The following is a 16,779-nucleotide window of genomic DNA, read 5'->3' on the forward strand; positions in this document are numbered from 1 at the left end:
CGCGTGCCGATCACCACCACACGCACCGCCACCGGGGTCGTCACCGTCACCGTCGACTTCCCGCCGGTCAACGCCCTGCCGTCGGCGGCCTGGTTCGAACTCGCCGAGGAGATCACCTCCCTCGGTGAGCACCCGGAGACCCACGTCGTCGTCCTGCGCGCCGAGGGCCGCGGCTTCAACGCCGGCGTCGACATCAAGGAGATGCAGGCGACCGACGGCTTCGATGCGCTGATCGCGGCGAATCATGGTTGTGCGGCCGCCTTCAGCGCCGTCTATGACTGCGCGGTCCCAGTGGTCGTCGCGGTCAACGGTTTCTGCGTCGGTGGCGGTATCGGCCTCGTCGGCAACGCCGACGTGATCGTCGCATCCGAGGGGGCGGTGTTCGGGCTGCCCGAGGTCGACCGCGGAGCACTCGGCGCCGCAACACATCTCGCCCGCCTGGTACCACAGCACATGATGCGCACCCTCTACTACACCGCGCAGAACGTCACGGCCGAACAGTTGCTGCACTTCGGTTCGGTGTACCGGGTGGTACCCGCCGACGAACTCGATTCCGCCGCAACCGAGGTGGCCGAGAAGATCGCGGCGAAGGACACCCGGGTGATCCGCGCCGCGAAGTCGGCGATCAACCACATCGATCCGGTCGACGTCAAGGCGAGCTACCGGCTCGAGCAGGGCTACACCTTCGAGCTCAACCTGGCCGGGGTGGCCGACGAGCATCGAGATGCGTTCGTGGCCACCGGAAAAGCACTCAACACGACAGGACATTCCTGAGATGACGGCGGCACCCGCGAATTCGACACCCACCACTGCGACGCCCACCACTGCGACACCCACCGACAAGACCAGCACCCTCGACGACGTCATCGGCGAATTGCGTGACGGGATGACCATCGGCATCGGCGGATGGGGATCACGACGCAAACCGATGGCACTGGTCCGGGCCCTCGCCCGCTCCGACGTGAAAGACCTTACCGTGGTCACCTACGGCGGACCCGACCTCGGATTGCTGTGCGCCGCAGGCAAGGTCCGCCGCGCCTACTACGGGTTCGTCTCGCTGGATTCGGCGCCGTTCTACGATCCGTGGTTCGCCCACGCCCGTACCACCGGTGCCATCGAGGCCCGTGAGATGGATGAGGGCATGGTCAAGTGCGGGCTGCAGGCCGCGGCCGCACGGCTGCCGTTCCTGCCGATCCGAGCCGGCCTCGGTTCGGATGTCCTCGCCTTCTGGGAGGGGGAACTCAAGACCGTCGAATCGCCCTACTCCGATGACGACGGCCGCACCCAGACCCTGATCGCCATGCCGGCGCTGCGACTCGACGCCGCGTTCGTCCATCTCGATCTCGCCGACTCCCGCGGCAACGCCGCCTACACCGGTGTCGATCCGTACATGGATGATCTGTTCTGCGCGGCCGCCACGCGCCGCTACCTGGAGACCGATCAACTCGTCGACACCGAGGTGCTGGTCAAATCGGTTCCCACCCAGAGGTTGTTGCTCAATCGGATGAATGTCGACCGCGTGGTGCACGCACCGAGCGGCGCACATTTCACCTTTGCCGGTGACTACGGACGCGACGAGTCGTTCCAGCGGTTCTACGTCGAATCGGCGAAGGACCCCGAGGCGTGGGCGGCGTTTCATCGTCGCTTCCTCGACGTCGACGAGGCCACATATCAGCGTGAGGTGACCGCATGGCGCACCGAACAGGAGAACGCGAAGCCGGAGGAATCGAAATGACCACCGCGAACACCGCTCCCACCGAGGTCATCGAGGTGACCCGCGCCGAGTACTGCGTCGTCGCCTGTGCCGAGATCTTCCGTGGTGCGGGCGAGATCATGGCCTCCCCAATGGCTCCGACCCCGCTTCTGGGCGCACGCCTGGCGCGGTTGACCTTCGAGCCCGATTTGTTGATCACCGACGGTGAGGCACTGATCTTCGCCGACACCCCGGCCATCGGGAAGACCGGTCCCATCGAGGGCTGGATGCCGTTCTCCAAGGTGTTCGACGTCGTCGCGTCCGGTCGGCGTCATGTGATCATGGGTGCCAACCAGATCGACCGCTTCGGCAACCAGAATCTGTCCGCATTCGGGGCGTTGCAGAAGCCCACGCGGCAGATGTTCGGGGTGCGGGGGGCACCCGGTAACACGATCAACCATCCGACGAGTTACTGGGTACCCCGGCACACGGCGCGGGTGTTCGGCGACTCCGTCGACATCGTCGCCGGAATCGGTTACGACAAAGTCGATCCCGACAACCCTGCCTTCGACGACGTCGACATCCACCGGGTCGTCACCAATCTCGGGGTCTTCGACTTCGGCGGGCCCGATCACACGATGCGCGCCCTGTCGCTGCATCCGGGGGTGAGCGCCGACGAGGTCGCGGAGAACACGTCATTCGAAATCACTGGTCTCGCCGACGCCCCACCGACCCGCGAGCCGTCGGAGAGCGAGCTCACCCTGATCCGGGATGTGCTCGACCCCAAGGGTGTTCGCCACAAGGAGGTGCCCTCCAGATGAGTGCCGCCGGACGCGCCGCCGCATTGTCGACCCGCTTCACCGACCTCGTCGGCATCGAATATCCGATCGTGCAGACCGGAATGGGCTGGGTGTCGGGGCCGTCGCTGACGTCGGCGACCTCCAACGCCGGCGGGTTGGGTATCCTGGCCTCGGCCACCATGACCTACGACGAACTCGAAGCGGCCATCGCCAAGACGAGGTCGTTGACCGACAAGCCCTTCGGGGTGAACATCCGCGCCGACGCCACCGACGCACCGGCACGCATCGATCTGCTGATCCGCGAGAAGGTGAAGGTGGCGTCATTCGCGCTGGCGCCCAAGCAGGAACTGATCGCCAAACTCAAAGACCACGGGGTGGTGGTCATCCCGTCGATCGGCGCGGCCAAGCACGCCGTCAAGGTGGCGTCCTGGGGTGCCGACGCGGTGATCGTGCAGGGCGGTGAGGGCGGTGGACATACCGGTCCGGTCGCGACCACCCTGCTGTTGCCGTCCGTGCTCGATGCGCTGGCCGCCAACGGTTCGGACATGCCGGTCGTCGCGGCCGGCGGATTCTTCGACGGCCGCGGTCTGGCCGCGGCCCTCGCCTACGGCGCCGAGGGTGTGGCCATGGGCACCCGCTTCCTGCTCACCTCGGATTCGGCGGTGCCCGATGCGGTCAAGCAGGAGTATCTGCATCGCGGACTCGGCGACACCGTCGTGTCGGTGAAGGTCGACGGGATGCCGCACCGCGTCCTGCGCACACCGCTGGTCGACGCCCTGGAGAGCGGCAGCAGCGTCAGAGCCCTGGTGGCAGCGGCACGCAACGCCAACGAGTTCAAGCAACTGACCGGGATGAAGTGGACGACGATGCTGCGCGACGGCCGTGCGATGCGCAGGTCCGGCGAACGCAGCTGGCAACAGATCATCATGGCCGGCAACACCCCGATGCTGCTGCGCGCCGGACTGGTCGAGGGGGACACCAATGCCGGAGTGCTCGCCTCCGGACAGGTCGTCGGCATGATCGACGACCTGCCCAGCTGTGATCAACTCATCCAGTCGATCATGGGTCAGGCGCATGAACGGTTGAAGGCGCTGGGCGCGTTGGGCTGAGCGGTCGGCCTACCGCGGGCACGTCACGACGCGTCTTCATCGTGCACCAAGCCGAGGGAAGACGTCGACGAGCAACGACCGGATGATTCGCCGCCGCGAACGTGCGGCGCGGCGCGCATCCACGCCCTGGGTATGGCTGAAGACAACACCTTCCAGCACTGTGATCAGCTCGCGCGCAGCCACATCCGGCTCGGGCTCGCCGAGCGTCGTGGTGAGTGAGGTGGCCGCCTCCATCGAGAAGAGACAGCCGACCAGCCGTGACCGGACGTCGGTCGGCAGACCGGGTTCCAGCAGGAGTGCCTGGCGAGCGAGAACGTCGCGACGCCGCGTGGTGACGAGGGTGACCGCGTAGTCGGCAATCAGATCGAGTGCCGACTTCCCGGAATCGACACTCTCGAGAAACTCGCGGCGTGATGCGGCGACGAGTCGGTCCGCTGCGGCACCGATGAGAGCGTCCCTGGTGCGGAAGTAGTACGACGTCGACCCCTTCGGCAGGTCGAGGTGACGATCGATCGCCTGATGGGTGAGCGCATGCGTCCCGCCGGACGCGGCGAGTTCGAGAGCGGCGTCGGAGATGAGCAATCGACGGTCGGGACGAGGCATGGATCACAGTGTAATCAAACTCTACGATGATAGAGTTATGGCGTGTTCGACCTCCGTCGACGACGAGCCCCGATCCCCCGGATCGGCCTCGAGGTGTTCGAGTTCGCCTCACGCCGAGACGGTTTCGCACTTGACGCATCTCAGATCCGGGCCGCTCTGGAACTGACCGGCGACGCCGGGCTCTACCTGGTCGGCCCTCCCGGATCGGGCAAGACCTGGCTGATGGACACGTACGTGACCGCACTTGCACCGAAATCCCCACGCCGCGTCCACTGGCACGAGTTCGTCGCGACGCTGCATGTGTTGATCCGCGATCACGGCGGGATCGACGGTGCGATACATCATCTGCTCGCCGGCGTCGCCGTACTGTGTTTCGACGAGGTGCACATCCATGACCGAGCGGACGGGATCTTCCTGCACCGTCTGATGCAGCAGGCGAGCGACATCGGCGTCCGGTTGATCTTCACCTCCAACACCCATCCCGACGACCTGATGCCGCATCCGCTGTTTCATCACGAGTTCCTGCCGACCATCGATCTCATCCATACCACCTGCCGTACAATCGAGTTCGACACCGGTGTGGACTACCGTCAGTTCGCCCGCCACGCCACAGGGTTCGCTTCGGGTCGGTGGTTGGTCGCATCGTCGACGCCGGACCGGCACGAACGAGCCCGGGTCACGGTGCGTGGGCGTGCCCTGGCGACTATCGGTAGCGCCGAATCCGGTTCTGTGAACGCGGATTTCGGCGAGATCTGCGGCCGGCCGTTCGGCGCGATCGATTATCTGGAACTTGTGCAACGCCACGACACCTGGATGGTGACCGGCGTTCCGACGCTGGCTTCCGCGGGACGAGAACCGGCACAACGATTCGTGCACCTCGTCGACGTCCTGTACGACCACGACTGTCCCCTGACAATCGTGAGTCCGGTCGATCTGTCACACGTGGGCGCCGGAGCACCTCGCGCGGTGACCGGAGTCCCGCGCCTCTTGAGCAGACTGTCGGCACTACGAACGTGATGCAGATCCGATGACGCCAAGTACCTCACCCGGCGGACATCGGCTGGCCGAGCTTGTTGCGGGATCACCACGGCCGTCACCTCCGGCGGTGCCCGCTCGGCGTGGTCGGCGGTGCCGGCAGCTCACTGCTCGCCCCCGGGGGGGTGTCTGACCTCGACACGACCAGCGGCGGCAGAGGAGCCGACCGTTCAGCCTCCGGCTTCCGAGACATGCATGCCGTAGATGGTGAACAGCCCACCACCGAAGGGGCCCTCAGACACGAAGTTGGTACGGCACAACAGCAGACCAGGCGACTCGTCACCGCCGAACTCGGGAAGCACCGCGCCGTAGGCTTTCAGCGTCGCGGCCACCCGCTCCGCGATCATCCGGGAATCGGTCAGCGGATCGGGATGGATGGATGCCCAGTCGGAGTCCGGATAGTTGTTCAGGGTGGTCCAGCCGAGCGCAGTCATCGTCGCGTCGTCGGGGCCGCCCCATCCGCGTGCCGCCTCGGCGAACAGGAAGCCGTCCTCGTCGTCGATGAGGAACCGAACGTAGCGTTCGCCGTGGCCTTCGGGGGCGAAGATGATCGACATGCCGTCGCCGAGGACCCGCAGATCCCGCGCCAGCGTGCGAATCGAGTAACGGATCGAATCCACGAGGTCGGCCCAGTTGGTGACGACCCGTACACCCGGGAACATCATGCCGCCGAGGTTCTCCTGCGGTCCGGGCCCGGTGACCAGCCACAGCGGCGACAGCGGCGCATCATTGGCACCGTCACCGAAGTCGGCATTCTTGGACCACTCGTACTCAAACTCCCTGGACGGGTAGAGCGCGAGTTCGATTCGGCCCGAAAGAAACTCGACAGAGTAGGTGGTTCCCGTCGGCCCGTGGTCGGGTCTGCGCCACTGCCGGAAGACGCCGCCGGACATCGAGTCGTAGCCACCGAGCAGTTGGGCCGGCTCGCCGAAGAAGGTTTCGGTGGCGCGCACGCAACGTTCGAGGTCGCCGTTGTCCGCGTTGTCGGCAACCCGCACTGCCAACGCCGTGTACCCATCTCGGCGGTTCGACGACGTCAACGTCGCGCCGAGCCATGGCGGGGTCGTCTCGACCGCCGTGCGGTACGCATCGTCACCGGGGATCCACCACTCCTGGCTGTCCAGGAACCGGCGCACCGGAAACTCCGACCAGTCCCCGAGGTCGGCCGCCGACATCAGCCGCAGCAATCGCACGTAGTTGTCGATGCCGATCATGGTTTCCCCGATTCAATGAGCTCGTGAAAGTCCGCCGACCCGACATCCTGGCATGACACCGGAGCGGTCAGCGCTGACTGTCGGTCATACGATCGACCCTCGTGGCGATCGACCGGTGGGGGTCGACGGTCGAGATGCCGGAGGAATACGTCAGTGTCGCAACACCTGCAGGACGCAACACCTGCACGACAAGGTCATCATCGTCACAGCCGTGGAGTATCCGCCTGTCGGATGTGACGGTGCGTGCCGGCGGCGAGGAATCCTTGCTACTGAGCGGTGCCGAAAGACCTCAGCGCCCGGCGATGTCGTTGTGCTCGCTGCGCAGATCCCTCTTGAGGATCTTCCCGCTGGGATTCTTGGGCAGCGCGTCGGCGAAGACGACGTACTTGGGGCGCTTATACCCGGCGAGGATGGACTCGAGGTGCGCGTCGACGGTCTCCTCGGTCAGCTGTGCACCCTCCTTGGGCACGACGACCGCGGTGACCGCCTCGATCCACTTAGGGTGCGGCACACCGAAAACCGCCACTTCGGCCACCCCGTCGAGCAGATAGATGGCCTCTTCGACCTCGCGGGAGGCGACGTTCTCCCCGCCGGTCTTGATCAAGTCCTTCTTGCGGTCGACGACGCTGAGATAGCCGTCCTTGTCGATGATGCCGAGGTCACCGGAGTGGAACCAGCCGCCCGCGAACGCCGCCGCGGTCTTCTCCTCGTCGCGGTAATACCCCAGTGTCGCATGGGGACTGCGGTGCACGATCTCGCCGACCTCGCCGGTGGGCACCGGGTTCCCGTCGTCGTCGACGACCCGGGTCTCGACGTTGAGTGAGGCGCGTCCGGCCGATCCGGCGCGGTCGATCTGTTCGTGTGGCTGCAGAATCGTTGCCAGCGGCGACATCTCGGTCTGTCCGTAGAAGTTCCACAGTTGCACGTCGGGCAGCCGGCGGGACAGTTCACGCAGGACCTCGACCGGCATCGGTGACGCACCGTAATAACCCTTGCGCAACGACGACAGATCCCGGGTGTCGAAATCGGGGTGCCGCAACAGCGAGATCCACACCGTCGGTGGGCAGAACAGTTTGGTGGCGCGCGCCGACTCGATGGTGGCGAGGATCGCTGCCGGGTCGGGTGCGGGCAGGATGATGCTCGTGGCACCGAGGTAGATGTCGGTGGACAGGAAGCAGTCGAGTTGCGCGCAGTGGTACAGCGGCAGCGAGTGGATCTCCACGTCGTCGGCGGTCATGCCGCCGTCGATGATGCACGACACGTACTGCGAGATGAGCGATTTGCTGGACAGCAGAACACCTTTGGGCCGTGACTCGGTGCCCGAGGTGTACATCATCCGCACCGGCTCGTCGTCGCCGATGACCACGCCGACAGCGGTGGCGTCGCCGGAACTCATCCATTCGGTGGCGTCCTGGAAGCCGTCGGGTGCCGGCATGCCGGACAACGCGATCCAGCCCTGGATGTCGATGACCGCGGCGGCCCGGTCGATGGCGTCGATGACCGTCTGACCCAGCGCGTCCTCGACGACGACGCCGCGAGCACCGCTGTGGGACAAGATGAACGCGATCTCGTCGGCGCCGAGGCCGAAGTTGACGGGTACCAGGATGGCGCCGATCCGCGCCGCGGCGAAGTTCAGCACGGCGAACTGCCAGCAGTTGTGGCTGACGAGGGCGAGCCGGTCACCGCGACGCAGGCCGCGTTCGGTCAGGGCGTTGGCGCAGCGGTTCACCGCGGTGTCGAGTTCGGCGAAGGTGAGGATGACCTCGCCGTTGATGATGGCGGTCTTGTCCGGAGTGCGCCGGGCACTGCGGTGCAGGAGCGCGCCGATCGAGTGTTCACGGGCGGTGACGATCGATGCGGTGGTGGCCTCACTGAAGCCGGTCTCACTGAAATCCGCCGCCATCATGCACTCCCTTGTCGCCAGCTGTTACCGGCATCACAAGTTACTAGGTTGTCCTAGTAAACGACAAGAGGGGCACGGCTCACCGGACCCTCAGGCGTGGGTGCCCGACGGGAATGAGCGCGGTCGGCACGAGCAGCGGGATGCCCCGATGCCGTCGGATGACGGCGAACTCACCGAGGCCGCGAATGTCATGCAGATCGGTTGTGGACACGGCGAACTGGCCACTAGCGCTCCACATGGCGAACTCCGCATCACCGGATGCACTGGCCATCCACATCCCGGGACCGGCCGTCGCGGCACCCATTCGCCGGGCGCGGGACCAAGCGATCCCGATCACGAGCGCCACGCACATCGGTAGAGCGGCCAGGACGAACCAGCTCCGCAGCCATATCGCCAGAGCGATCAGCACTGCGACATACACGCAGGTGACGACGAGGGTTTTCGGCCGGACGAACTGAAACCGCAGCGCCGCAATGGTCATCTGCGTGGCCGAATCCTCGGCGGCCTGCCACCACAACTGCGGTGTCAATCCGCTCGGCGTCGGGGCGAATGAGGGCCGCGGGCCCGTCGCCATGAGTCCGGCCCGTTGGATGGCGAATGACCACAGTTCGTCGATGTGGCCGGGTATCACCGCCGCCGGCAGCGCGAGCACCGCCTCACTGCCGCCGGCGGATCGAATGAAGACGACGCCACCCATCCGCGAGATGGACTCGATCGCAGTGAAGTTCTGGCGACCGTCCCCGAGGGCAGTCGTCAGCGCGAAGCCATCGTCGTCGACGGCCACGTCGATCCGCATGCCGGGCGCCATCAACTGGCGCAGGGCCCGCGACTTCTGCACGTACACCAGCGCCCACAGCGCGATGATGTACACGAGAGCCCGATGGCGATGGCCCACTCGTCCAGTATCGCTGCGGCGAGCAGCGCAGCTCCGACGGTGAGGACTTGCATCCCGACCGTGACGGGCCGAGTCATGGCGCGCAGCGCGACGATCCGCGCCGCCCGTGTGACATCTCCCGGTCGCGCTTCCCAGGAGTATCGCTCGATCACCGCTTTTCTCCCCGCCTCGCCGGTACTTCTCCGGCGGCAACACTACCGTCGACGGCGCATCAACCTGCGGTACCCGCGGGTTGAGCGACGCCCATCGTCCATCCGGCCGCCGCGTTGCGCTGTCGCCAGAAGTCGGCGTAGGTCCCGCCGCGGGCCAACAATTCGTCGTGGCGTCCGATGTCCGCGAGGCGCCCGTCAGAGGTCAGCACCACGATCTGGTCGGCGGCGAGGACGGTGGAGATCTTGTGCGCGATCACCAGCACCGTGGATTCTCGGGCCAGTTCCCGGATCGACGCCGCGACATGTGCCTCGTTCTCCGGGTCGAGCGCGCTCGTCGCCTCGTCGAACAGCACGATCGGCGCGTTCTTCACCAGTGCGCGGGCAATCGAGACGCGCTGCCGCTCCCCGCCGGACAGCGCCGAACCGCCTTCGCCCACCCGCGTCTCCCATCCGCCGGGCAGTCGCTCCACGATGGAGTCGACACCCGCGGTGGCGGCCGCCCGACGTATGTCGTCGTCGGTGGCGTCGAGACGACCGATCCGGATGTTCTCCCACAGCGTGTCGTCGAGGAGATACACGTCCTGGAACACCAGCGACAACTGCGCCATCAGTGTCGCGGTGTCCTGATCGCGAACGTCCACGCCGCCGACGCGGACCGTTCCCGCCGTGGCGTCGTAGAAACGGGCGATCAGCCGGGTGGCGGTGGTCTTCCCGGAGCCCGACGGACCGACGAGGGCGGTCATCGACCCGTTCGGAACACTGAAACCGATGTCGCGCAGGACAACCCGTGATCGCGTCGACGCGGTGGCGACGGCGACGTCCGGACCGCTGCCGTCCGGAACACCGCCGTCCGGATCACTGCCGTCGGGATCACCGCTGTAGGAGAACGACACATCCACCAACTCGATCGACCCGCGTTCGGTCGGGGCGACCGGCGATGCGGGTTGCGGCATCGCCGGGGTGTGCAGGATGTCGGTGATCCGATCGATCTCCGCGGTGGACATCCGCATCGCCGAACCGAGTTCGGCGAGTTCGGAAATCGGGTCGGTGAAGCGGGCCGCAAGACCGAACACCGCCATCACCACGGCCGCCTCGATGTCACCAGAGACCGCGAGCGCTGCCCCGACGACGAGGATCGCGGTGAAGACCGCCTGCACCGCGAGGCCGTTGATCAGCAGACCGGTCACCGATCCGCCAATCATCGCCCGACCGATCGAATGCTGTTGCTCGAGTGCGTCTTCCAGTGGCCGGTAGTCGGCACCGGCGCTCCCGAAGGCTCGCAGCGTCGGCTGGTGTCGCGCCACCTCGAGGACCCGGCCGTTCACTGCCACGGCGGTGTCATGGTTGTGCGACTCCGCGTCGGCGATCAGTACGCTGGCACGCGCTCCCACTCCCCAGAGCACCATCGCTCCGACGGCGGCGGTGAGTCCGATCCGCCAGTCGAAGAAGAACAATCCGACCACGACGGTGGCCGATCCGGCGAGGTTGGTGATGATCGGGGTCATCAGGTGTGCTCCGGCGCTTCCGACGAACATCGTTCCCTTGACCGCTATTTGGGAGACCGCCGCCGTCTTGTCTCGAGTGAACCAGCCGAGTGGCAACGTGACCAGATGGTCACCGAGGCGATGATGCAGAGCACGCATCGTGTGTACGGCCATCTGCATGGCGGACAACGATTGCAGGTAGAACGTTACGCAGCACAGTGCGACCACCAGGATGAGGAGCAGCAACCATCCTCCGGCGGTGCGGACGTCGCCGTCGAAGAGTGCGCGGGTGATCGGCACCAAGAGCAGCATCGACACACCCTGGGCCACGCCGTAGGCGACGGCCCAGGCCAGGACCACATACAACCGGCGACGCTCGTCACCGAGGATGGTCAGGTATCCGCGAATCATGCTGTCTCTCCGTCATTCTGTTCGGTCGCCCCGGTATCTTCGGTCGACCCGGCCTCTTCGGTCGATTCGGCACTCTCCGGGACGGCGCCCCGTTGCCAGGCGGCCCACAGCGCGGCGTACGGCCCGCCTGCGGCCAGCAACTGATCATGAGTGCCGCGTTCGGCGATCCGCCCGGATTCGAGCACGACGATCGAGTCGGCATGAGTGATGGAGCCGAGACGATGCGCGATCACCAGGACGGTGCGACCGGCGATCAGGGTTGAAATCGCCTGCTGGATATCGGCTTCGGACTCCGGGTCGGCGAATGCCGTGGCCTCGTCCAGGATCAGGATCGGCGCATCACACAGTAACGCGCGTGCGATCGTGACGCGCTGCGCCTCACCGCCGGACAGGTGCGCGTCGACCCCGATCACCGAGTGATATCCGCGCGGTAGGGCGACGATTCGATAGTGGATCCGTCCGGCGCGTGCCGCCGCCTCCACCTCCGCATCCGAGGCATCGGGCCGCCCGAGCCGAATATTCTCCGCCACAGTCAGTTCGAGCAATGCGACATCCTGGAGCACGAATCCCACGTGCCGGTAGAGCACCTCGGGGTCGATGTCGCGCACGTCGACGCCACCGATGGTGACCCGGCCGGCATCGGGATCGACGAAGCGCGGGATGAGTGTCGCGAGAGTGGACTTCCCACTGCCCGAGGGACCGACGACCGCGGTCAGACTCCCGGCGGGCAGCGTGAGGCTCACCTCGCGCAGGGCCGTCACGCCGTTACCTTGCCCTGTATCCGGATAGGTGTAGCTCACGGCGTCGATCACCACCGAGTTATTCTCGGGGACAACGGGATGTGCGGTGATCGGCAGTTCCGGCAACGTCAGCAGGTCCACGATGCGTCCGGCCGCTGCGGCGGCCTGCTGCCGATTGTGCATGGCCATCATTGCGGCCATCAGAGTGCTCGGCAACACCATGGCGATCAGCGTCGCCCCCAGCATGTCGATCGGGGCGACCCATCCCTCGCGGACGAACCAGTATCCACCGCCGAGGTTCACCAGCAGAATCAGCGGCGCCGACAGCATCACACCGGCGAGCGCCTCGATGCGCAGCATCGGGCGGATGTATGCCTCGAAGTCGTCGTTGAATTCGTCTGCGGCGTCGATGAATGCCTGATGTGCGCGTCCGGTGCGTCCGAAGGTCTTGACGACGGCCACCCCGGTCACGAACTCGACGATGGTGGCGCTGATCTTCTCCAGCGACGCATTCATCTTCGCCTGTTGTGCGGTGCTGTCGCGAATCATCCAGGCGTAGGCGATCGCGTACAGCGGCAGCGTCGCGATGGCCAGCAGGCCCAGACGCCAGTCGAGAACAAAGCAGTAGATCAGCGCGAAGAGTGGAGTCGCTACGGCCGCAGTCGTTTCCACATCCGCATGCGCGACGAGGTAGTGGAGTTCACCGACATCGTGCTGCACCGTCTTGCGGACGACTCCAGAGGTGTTGGCACTGAACCAGCCCAGCGGGAGGCGTCCGAGTTTGGCGACGATGCGTCGGCGTAGAACCGCCTGCAGGTCGATGTCCGCGTAATGCGTCACCCCGAGCGCGGCGCCACCGAAGAAGCCCCGCGCGACGAGCCCGGCGACGACGATCACCACGATCACCCAGACGCGCGACTCATCGACCGGTCGGGGCGCGAGCAGCGTGTGACCGAGTTCGACGACGCCGATGAAGGGCACGACCGTCGCCGCGGACGCGAGGAGTTGCAGCGACTGGCCCAGCCTGACCCGGGATCGGACCGGCGCCAGCAGTTCCCGGAGCGCGCCGGAGTTCTCCCGGGCTCTGGCGTGGGCATCGGTGTCGGCGTCCGGTGCCGTGGCGATCGGACTCGGCGGGGCCTCCGCGGTGGATGTCATACGCGTACGTTAACGCCTACGCGCAACAAAAGGAAGGGTAGCCTAAGTCTCCCTTGCTCAGGTGCGCGGCAGGATCCCGTCGAGCACGACCGACAGGTACTGATCGGCGATCTGCTCGACACCCATGCTGCCGCCCGGGCGATACCACCGCACCGCCACCCACACGGTGTCACGCAGGAAGCGGTAGACGAGTTCGACGTCAAGGTCGGAGCGGAACTCGCCGTCGGCGACACCACGGGTCAGCACCGCATGCCACAGGGTCCGGAACTCGGTGTTGCGTTCTCGGATGTAGGCGAAACGATCTTGTGGCGCAAGCCGTTTGGCCTCGTCCTGATAGATCGCGACGGCGTTGTGGTCGGCGTCGATCGACTCGAAGGAGGCGATCACGAATTGCCGGAGGGTGTCGGCGGCCGAGAGTCCGGCGTCGGCGATCTGCTGGTACCGACCGAACAACGAATCGAGGAAGCCGCGCAGGATCTCGTCGACCATCGATTCCTTGGAGTCGAAATGGTGATACAGACTGCCCGACAGGATGCCGGCGGCGTCGGCGATGTCGCGAACCGTGGTCGAGCGAAGTCCCTGCTCGGCGAACATCGCACTCGCGGTCGTCAGCAGTTCGTCGCGACGGGAAGTACCGTTACGTGGCGCCACCCCCATACCCTAGCAAGCGCTTGGGTATGGGGGTGGCCCAGTCGGTTTCGGCGATCCGGCGCTACTTACGCACCTTCTTCTGCGCACGCTTGTTGAAGAAGCCCCACAGCTTCATCTGTGCGTTGCCCATCTTGGTGTCACGCGGCAGGAACGGCGGCGACATCATCTCGGCCACGGTGAACGGCATCGACGAATATGCCACGGCGCGTGCGTGACTGAACGTGTCGAAGCCGGTCTTGCCGTGGTAGGCACCCATGCCGCTGCGGCCGACGCCACCGAACGGCAGTTCCGCCCCGAACATGTGCAGGGCGAAGTCGTTGCCGTTGATCGACCCCGAGCGGGTGTTGTCGGCGAGACGCTTGAGGTTGTCGTTGTCGTCGCCACACCAGTACATCGTCAGCGGATGCGGGTTGCTCGCGATGTGGTTGATGGCCTCGGTCAGGTCGCGGTACGGGTACACCGACAGGACCGGACCGAAGACCTCGTCGTCGGCGATCTTCATGCCGGCCTTCACCCCGGTGAGCAGGGTCGGCGGGATCTTGCGACGCTCGGCCGACGGCAGCGGCTCGCCACCGGGGATCACCTGACGCTTTTCCGCGCCCAGCGAGACGGCGTCGTCGATCAGGTCGACGATGCGGTCGTAGTTCTTCTGGTTGATCGTGGAGGTGTACTGCGGATTGTCGTAGATGGTCGCGAAATTCGCGGTCCAACGGGCCATCACCTTGTCGGTGAACTCGCCGAGTTTGGCCTCCGGGACGAAGACGTAATCGGGGCAGAGGCAGACCTGGCCGCCGTTGACCATGCGGGCATCGGCGAGCATCTTCGCGGCCTTGTCGATGTCGGCCGAGACGTCGACGACAGCCGGGTTCTTGCCACCGAGTTCAAGGGTGACCGGCACCAGGTTCTTGGCGGCTTCCTGCGCGACGGACTTGCCGACGTCGGGCGAACCGGTGAAGAACATGTGGTCGACAGTGAGCTTCGCGAAATCCGAACCCGACCCATGCTTGGGCGTGATGACGGCGAGTTCCTCGATGGAGAAGTAGTCGGGTGCGTACTTGGCGATCACCGCGGTGGTGCGGGCGGTGATCGACGACGGGCGCATCAGGACGCGGTTACCGGCGGCGAAGGCCGATCCCGCGGGCACGAAGGTGAGCTGCAACGGGAAGTTCCACGGCCCCATGATGCCGACGACACCGAGCGGGTCGTGACGGACGCGCTGCTTGAAGCCCATCAGGCCCTGGACCTTTGCCGACGGCGACTCGGCCATCCATTCCTTGACCCCGCGACGCTGATGGGCAAGGTCGATCATGCAACCCGCGACATCGGAGGCGATGCTGAGTTCCTTGGGTCGCGACCCGAAGTCGACGGTCAGCGCCTCGGCGATCTCGTCACCGTGGTCGAGCAGCAGGGCGGTCAGTCGGGTGATCCGATCGATGCGGGTGTTCGCATCCGGAATGCCGTCGCGCAGGAACGCGGCTCGCTGGATCTCCAGCAGTTCGGTCATCGAGTGCGCCTCCGAGGAGACGTTCCCCTCGATCTTGGTGGACACGTCAGCAGGTTTGGTCATCGCCGCCTCCAGATTGGTCGATCATCAGGCGACGCTCGCGGCGGGCACCGCTGAGACGTTCACGCCCATTCGTTCCACCATAGTATGCGACACATCACAGGCATGTGACTACAGATGTTCTCAGATGGTTCGACGGCGCCCTCACCAGCGTTGACAGCGCTCGCCTCCCCGTTGACGACGACGCTGTCAGTGTCAGCCGAGCCTCTCGATGATCGTGACGTTCGCCGTGCCGCCGCCCTCGCACATGGTCTCCAGTCCGTAGCGACCGCCGGTGCGTTCGAGTTCGTTGAGCAGTGTGGCGAACAGCTTGGCGCCGGTCGCGCCGAGCGGGTGGCCCAGGGCGATGGCGCCGCCGTTCGGATTGACCTTCGCCGGATCGGCACCGGTCTCCTTGAGCCAGGCCAGCACCACCGACGCGAAGGCCTCGTTGATCTCGATGACGTCGATGTCGTCGATGCTCAGCCCGGTCTTCGCCAGCGCGTAGGCGGTGGCCGGGATAGGAGCCGAGAGCATCATCACCGGGTCGTCGCCGCGCACCGACAGGTGATGGATCCGCGCCCGCGGGGTGAGTCCGTACTCTTTCAGTGCCCGTTCGGAGACGACGAGCGCCGCCGACGCGCCGTCGGAGATCTGTGACGCGACGGCAGCGGTGAGCCGTGACCCCTCGGCGAGGGGCGCCAGACCGGCCATCTTCTCCAGTGAGGTCTCGCGCGGGCATTCGTCGACGACACAGTCGCCGAGCGGCACGTTCTCCTTGTCGAAACGGCCTTCGGCGATGGCCGTCTTGGCGCGCTGATGCGATTGCAGCGCCCACGCCTCCATGTCCTCGCGGCTGATGTCCCACTTGGACGCGATCGCGTCGGCGCCGGCGAACTGGGAGATCTCGGCATCCCCGAAGCGCTCCCGCCAGCCCGCGGATTCGGCTGTGGGCGTGGTGAATCCGAACTCCTGCCCGGCGATCATGGCCTGGCTGATGGGGATGGCGCTCATGTTCTGGACACCACCGGCGAGGACGACGTCCTGGGTGCCGCTCATCACGCCCTGCGCGGCGAAGTGGATCGCCTGCTGGCTGGAACCGCATTGGCGGTCGACGGTTGTCCCCGGAATGGCCAGTGGTCCACCGGCGGCGAGCCATGCGGTGCGCGCGATGTTGCCGGCCTGCGGGCCGATCGCATCGACGCAGCCGAACACCACATCGTCGACGATCATCGGGTCGATGCCGGTGCGATCGAGGATCGCGGTGATCACATGCGCACCGAGGTCGGCGGGATGGGTCTTGGCGAGGGCGCCATTGCGTCTGCCGACCGGGGTGCGGAGGGCGTCGACGATGTAGGCCTGTGGTGCGGACATCTGTTCTCCTGGTT

At 66.0% G+C, this 16,779-nt stretch carries 14 protein-coding genes; 5 read left to right on the plus strand and 9 right to left on the minus strand.

Features of this window, described 5'->3' with window-relative positions; all coding sequences use genetic code 11:
* The first annotated feature begins 3 nt into the window (after positions 1-3).
* From echA20 to ACWETB_RS21780, 4 genes are read left to right on the plus strand one after another with little or no spacing between them, the layout of a single operon-like run.
* Positions 4-774, plus strand: coding sequence for a (7aS)-7a-methyl-1,5-dioxo-2,3,5,6,7,7a-hexahydro-1H-indene-carboxyl-CoA hydrolase (gene echA20 / locus ACWETB_RS21765; protein ID WP_348806578.1), 771 nt, complete (start codon positions 4-6; stop codon positions 772-774).
* A gap of 1 nt (position 775) precedes the next feature.
* Complete coding sequence (locus ACWETB_RS21770) at positions 776-1,735, plus strand: CoA transferase subunit A (RefSeq protein ID WP_452213594.1); 960 nt, start codon at positions 776-778, stop codon at positions 1,733-1,735.
* Entirely contained in the window at positions 1,732-2,514 is a 783-nt protein-coding gene (locus ACWETB_RS21775; RefSeq protein WP_452213596.1) for a CoA-transferase subunit beta, read from the plus strand. The genes ACWETB_RS21770 and ACWETB_RS21775 overlap by 4 nt, the downstream gene beginning before the upstream one ends.
* On the plus strand, positions 2,511-3,602 hold the full coding sequence (locus tag ACWETB_RS21780) for an NAD(P)H-dependent flavin oxidoreductase (RefSeq protein ID WP_452213598.1): 1,092 nt from the start codon (positions 2,511-2,513) through the stop codon (positions 3,600-3,602). The genes ACWETB_RS21775 and ACWETB_RS21780 overlap by 4 nt, the downstream gene beginning before the upstream one ends.
* A gap of 36 nt (positions 3,603-3,638) precedes the next feature.
* Here ACWETB_RS21780 and ACWETB_RS21785 read toward each other — a convergent pair whose 3' ends face one another.
* The gene (locus ACWETB_RS21785) at positions 3,639-4,205 is read right to left on the minus strand and encodes a TetR/AcrR family transcriptional regulator (RefSeq protein WP_348810100.1); all 567 of its coding nucleotides are present in this window, start codon (positions 4,203-4,205) and stop codon (positions 3,639-3,641) included.
* 42 nt (positions 4,206-4,247) lie between these two features.
* On the opposite strand from ACWETB_RS21785, the gene zapE reads away from it, so the two are divergent.
* Positions 4,248-5,222 (plus strand): cell division protein ZapE, encoded by a 975-nt coding sequence (gene zapE / locus ACWETB_RS21790; RefSeq protein ID WP_452213600.1) that lies wholly within the window; start codon positions 4,248-4,250, stop codon positions 5,220-5,222.
* Positions 5,223-5,410: 188 nt separating this feature from the next.
* On the opposite strand, the gene ACWETB_RS21795 is transcribed toward zapE, so the two are convergent.
* From ACWETB_RS21795 to ACWETB_RS21830, 8 genes are all read right to left on the minus strand, one after another.
* Positions 5,411-6,454 carry a TY-Chap domain-containing protein gene (locus ACWETB_RS21795; RefSeq protein WP_452213602.1) on the minus strand — a complete coding sequence of 348 codons (1,044 nt, stop codon included), beginning with the start codon at positions 6,452-6,454 and terminating at the stop codon, positions 5,411-5,413.
* Between the two features lie 289 nt (positions 6,455-6,743).
* Positions 6,744-8,360: an acyl-CoA synthetase gene (locus ACWETB_RS21800; protein ID WP_452213604.1), complete on the minus strand. Its 1,617-nt coding sequence runs from the start codon at positions 8,358-8,360 to the stop codon at positions 6,744-6,746.
* Between the two features lie 76 nt (positions 8,361-8,436).
* Positions 8,437-9,252, minus strand: a complete 816-nt coding sequence (locus ACWETB_RS21805) for a hypothetical protein (protein ID WP_452213606.1) — start codon at positions 9,250-9,252, stop codon at positions 8,437-8,439.
* Between the two features lie 211 nt (positions 9,253-9,463).
* Positions 9,464-11,299 (minus strand): ABC transporter ATP-binding protein, encoded by a 1,836-nt coding sequence (locus ACWETB_RS21810; RefSeq protein ID WP_452213608.1) that lies wholly within the window; start codon positions 11,297-11,299, stop codon positions 9,464-9,466.
* Positions 11,296-13,197 (minus strand): ABC transporter ATP-binding protein, encoded by a 1,902-nt coding sequence (locus ACWETB_RS21815; protein ID WP_452213610.1) that lies wholly within the window; start codon positions 13,195-13,197, stop codon positions 11,296-11,298. Before ACWETB_RS21815 ends, ACWETB_RS21810 begins: the two co-directional genes overlap by 4 nt.
* Before the next feature lie 57 nt (positions 13,198-13,254).
* Positions 13,255-13,848, minus strand: coding sequence for a TetR/AcrR family transcriptional regulator (locus tag ACWETB_RS21820; RefSeq protein ID WP_449741648.1), 594 nt, complete (start codon positions 13,846-13,848; stop codon positions 13,255-13,257).
* A 61-nt stretch (positions 13,849-13,909) separates the two neighbouring features.
* Entirely contained in the window at positions 13,910-15,415 is a 1,506-nt protein-coding gene (locus ACWETB_RS21825) for an aldehyde dehydrogenase family protein (protein ID WP_348806567.1), read from the minus strand.
* 192 nt (positions 15,416-15,607) lie between these two features.
* Complete coding sequence (locus tag ACWETB_RS21830) at positions 15,608-16,765, minus strand: acetyl-CoA C-acetyltransferase (protein WP_348806566.1); 1,158 nt, start codon at positions 16,763-16,765, stop codon at positions 15,608-15,610.
* Between the last annotated feature and the right edge of the window lie 14 nt (positions 16,766-16,779).

The organism is Gordonia sp. NPDC003950, assembly GCF_053605205.1.

What these genes read in the sequence shown, in the direction of transcription:
- ACWETB_RS21780 (WP_452213598.1), top strand. Translation starts at nt 2,511, where the DNA reads ATGAGTGCCGCCGGACGCGCCGCCGCATTGTCGACCCGCTTCACCGAC.
- ACWETB_RS21825 (WP_348806567.1), bottom strand. Translation starts at nt 15,415, where the DNA reads ATGACCAAACCTGCTGACGTGTCCACCAAGATCGAGGGGAACGTCTCC.
- ACWETB_RS21800 (WP_452213604.1), bottom strand. Translation starts at nt 8,360, where the DNA reads ATGATGGCGGCGGATTTCAGTGAGACCGGCTTCAGTGAGGCCACCACC.
- ACWETB_RS21785 (WP_348810100.1), bottom strand. Translation starts at nt 4,205, where the DNA reads ATGCCTCGTCCCGACCGTCGATTGCTCATCTCCGACGCCGCTCTCGAA.
- ACWETB_RS21830 (WP_348806566.1), bottom strand. Translation starts at nt 16,765, where the DNA reads ATGTCCGCACCACAGGCCTACATCGTCGACGCCCTCCGCACCCCGGTC.
- ACWETB_RS21810 (WP_452213608.1), bottom strand. Translation starts at nt 11,299, where the DNA reads ATGATTCGCGGATACCTGACCATCCTCGGTGACGAGCGTCGCCGGTTG.
- ACWETB_RS21795 (WP_452213602.1), bottom strand. Translation starts at nt 6,454, where the DNA reads ATGATCGGCATCGACAACTACGTGCGATTGCTGCGGCTGATGTCGGCG.
- ACWETB_RS21815 (WP_452213610.1), bottom strand. Translation starts at nt 13,197, where the DNA reads ATGACATCCACCGCGGAGGCCCCGCCGAGTCCGATCGCCACGGCACCG.
- ACWETB_RS21770 (WP_452213594.1), top strand. Translation starts at nt 776, where the DNA reads ATGACGGCGGCACCCGCGAATTCGACACCCACCACTGCGACGCCCACC.
- ACWETB_RS21775 (WP_452213596.1), top strand. Translation starts at nt 1,732, where the DNA reads ATGACCACCGCGAACACCGCTCCCACCGAGGTCATCGAGGTGACCCGC.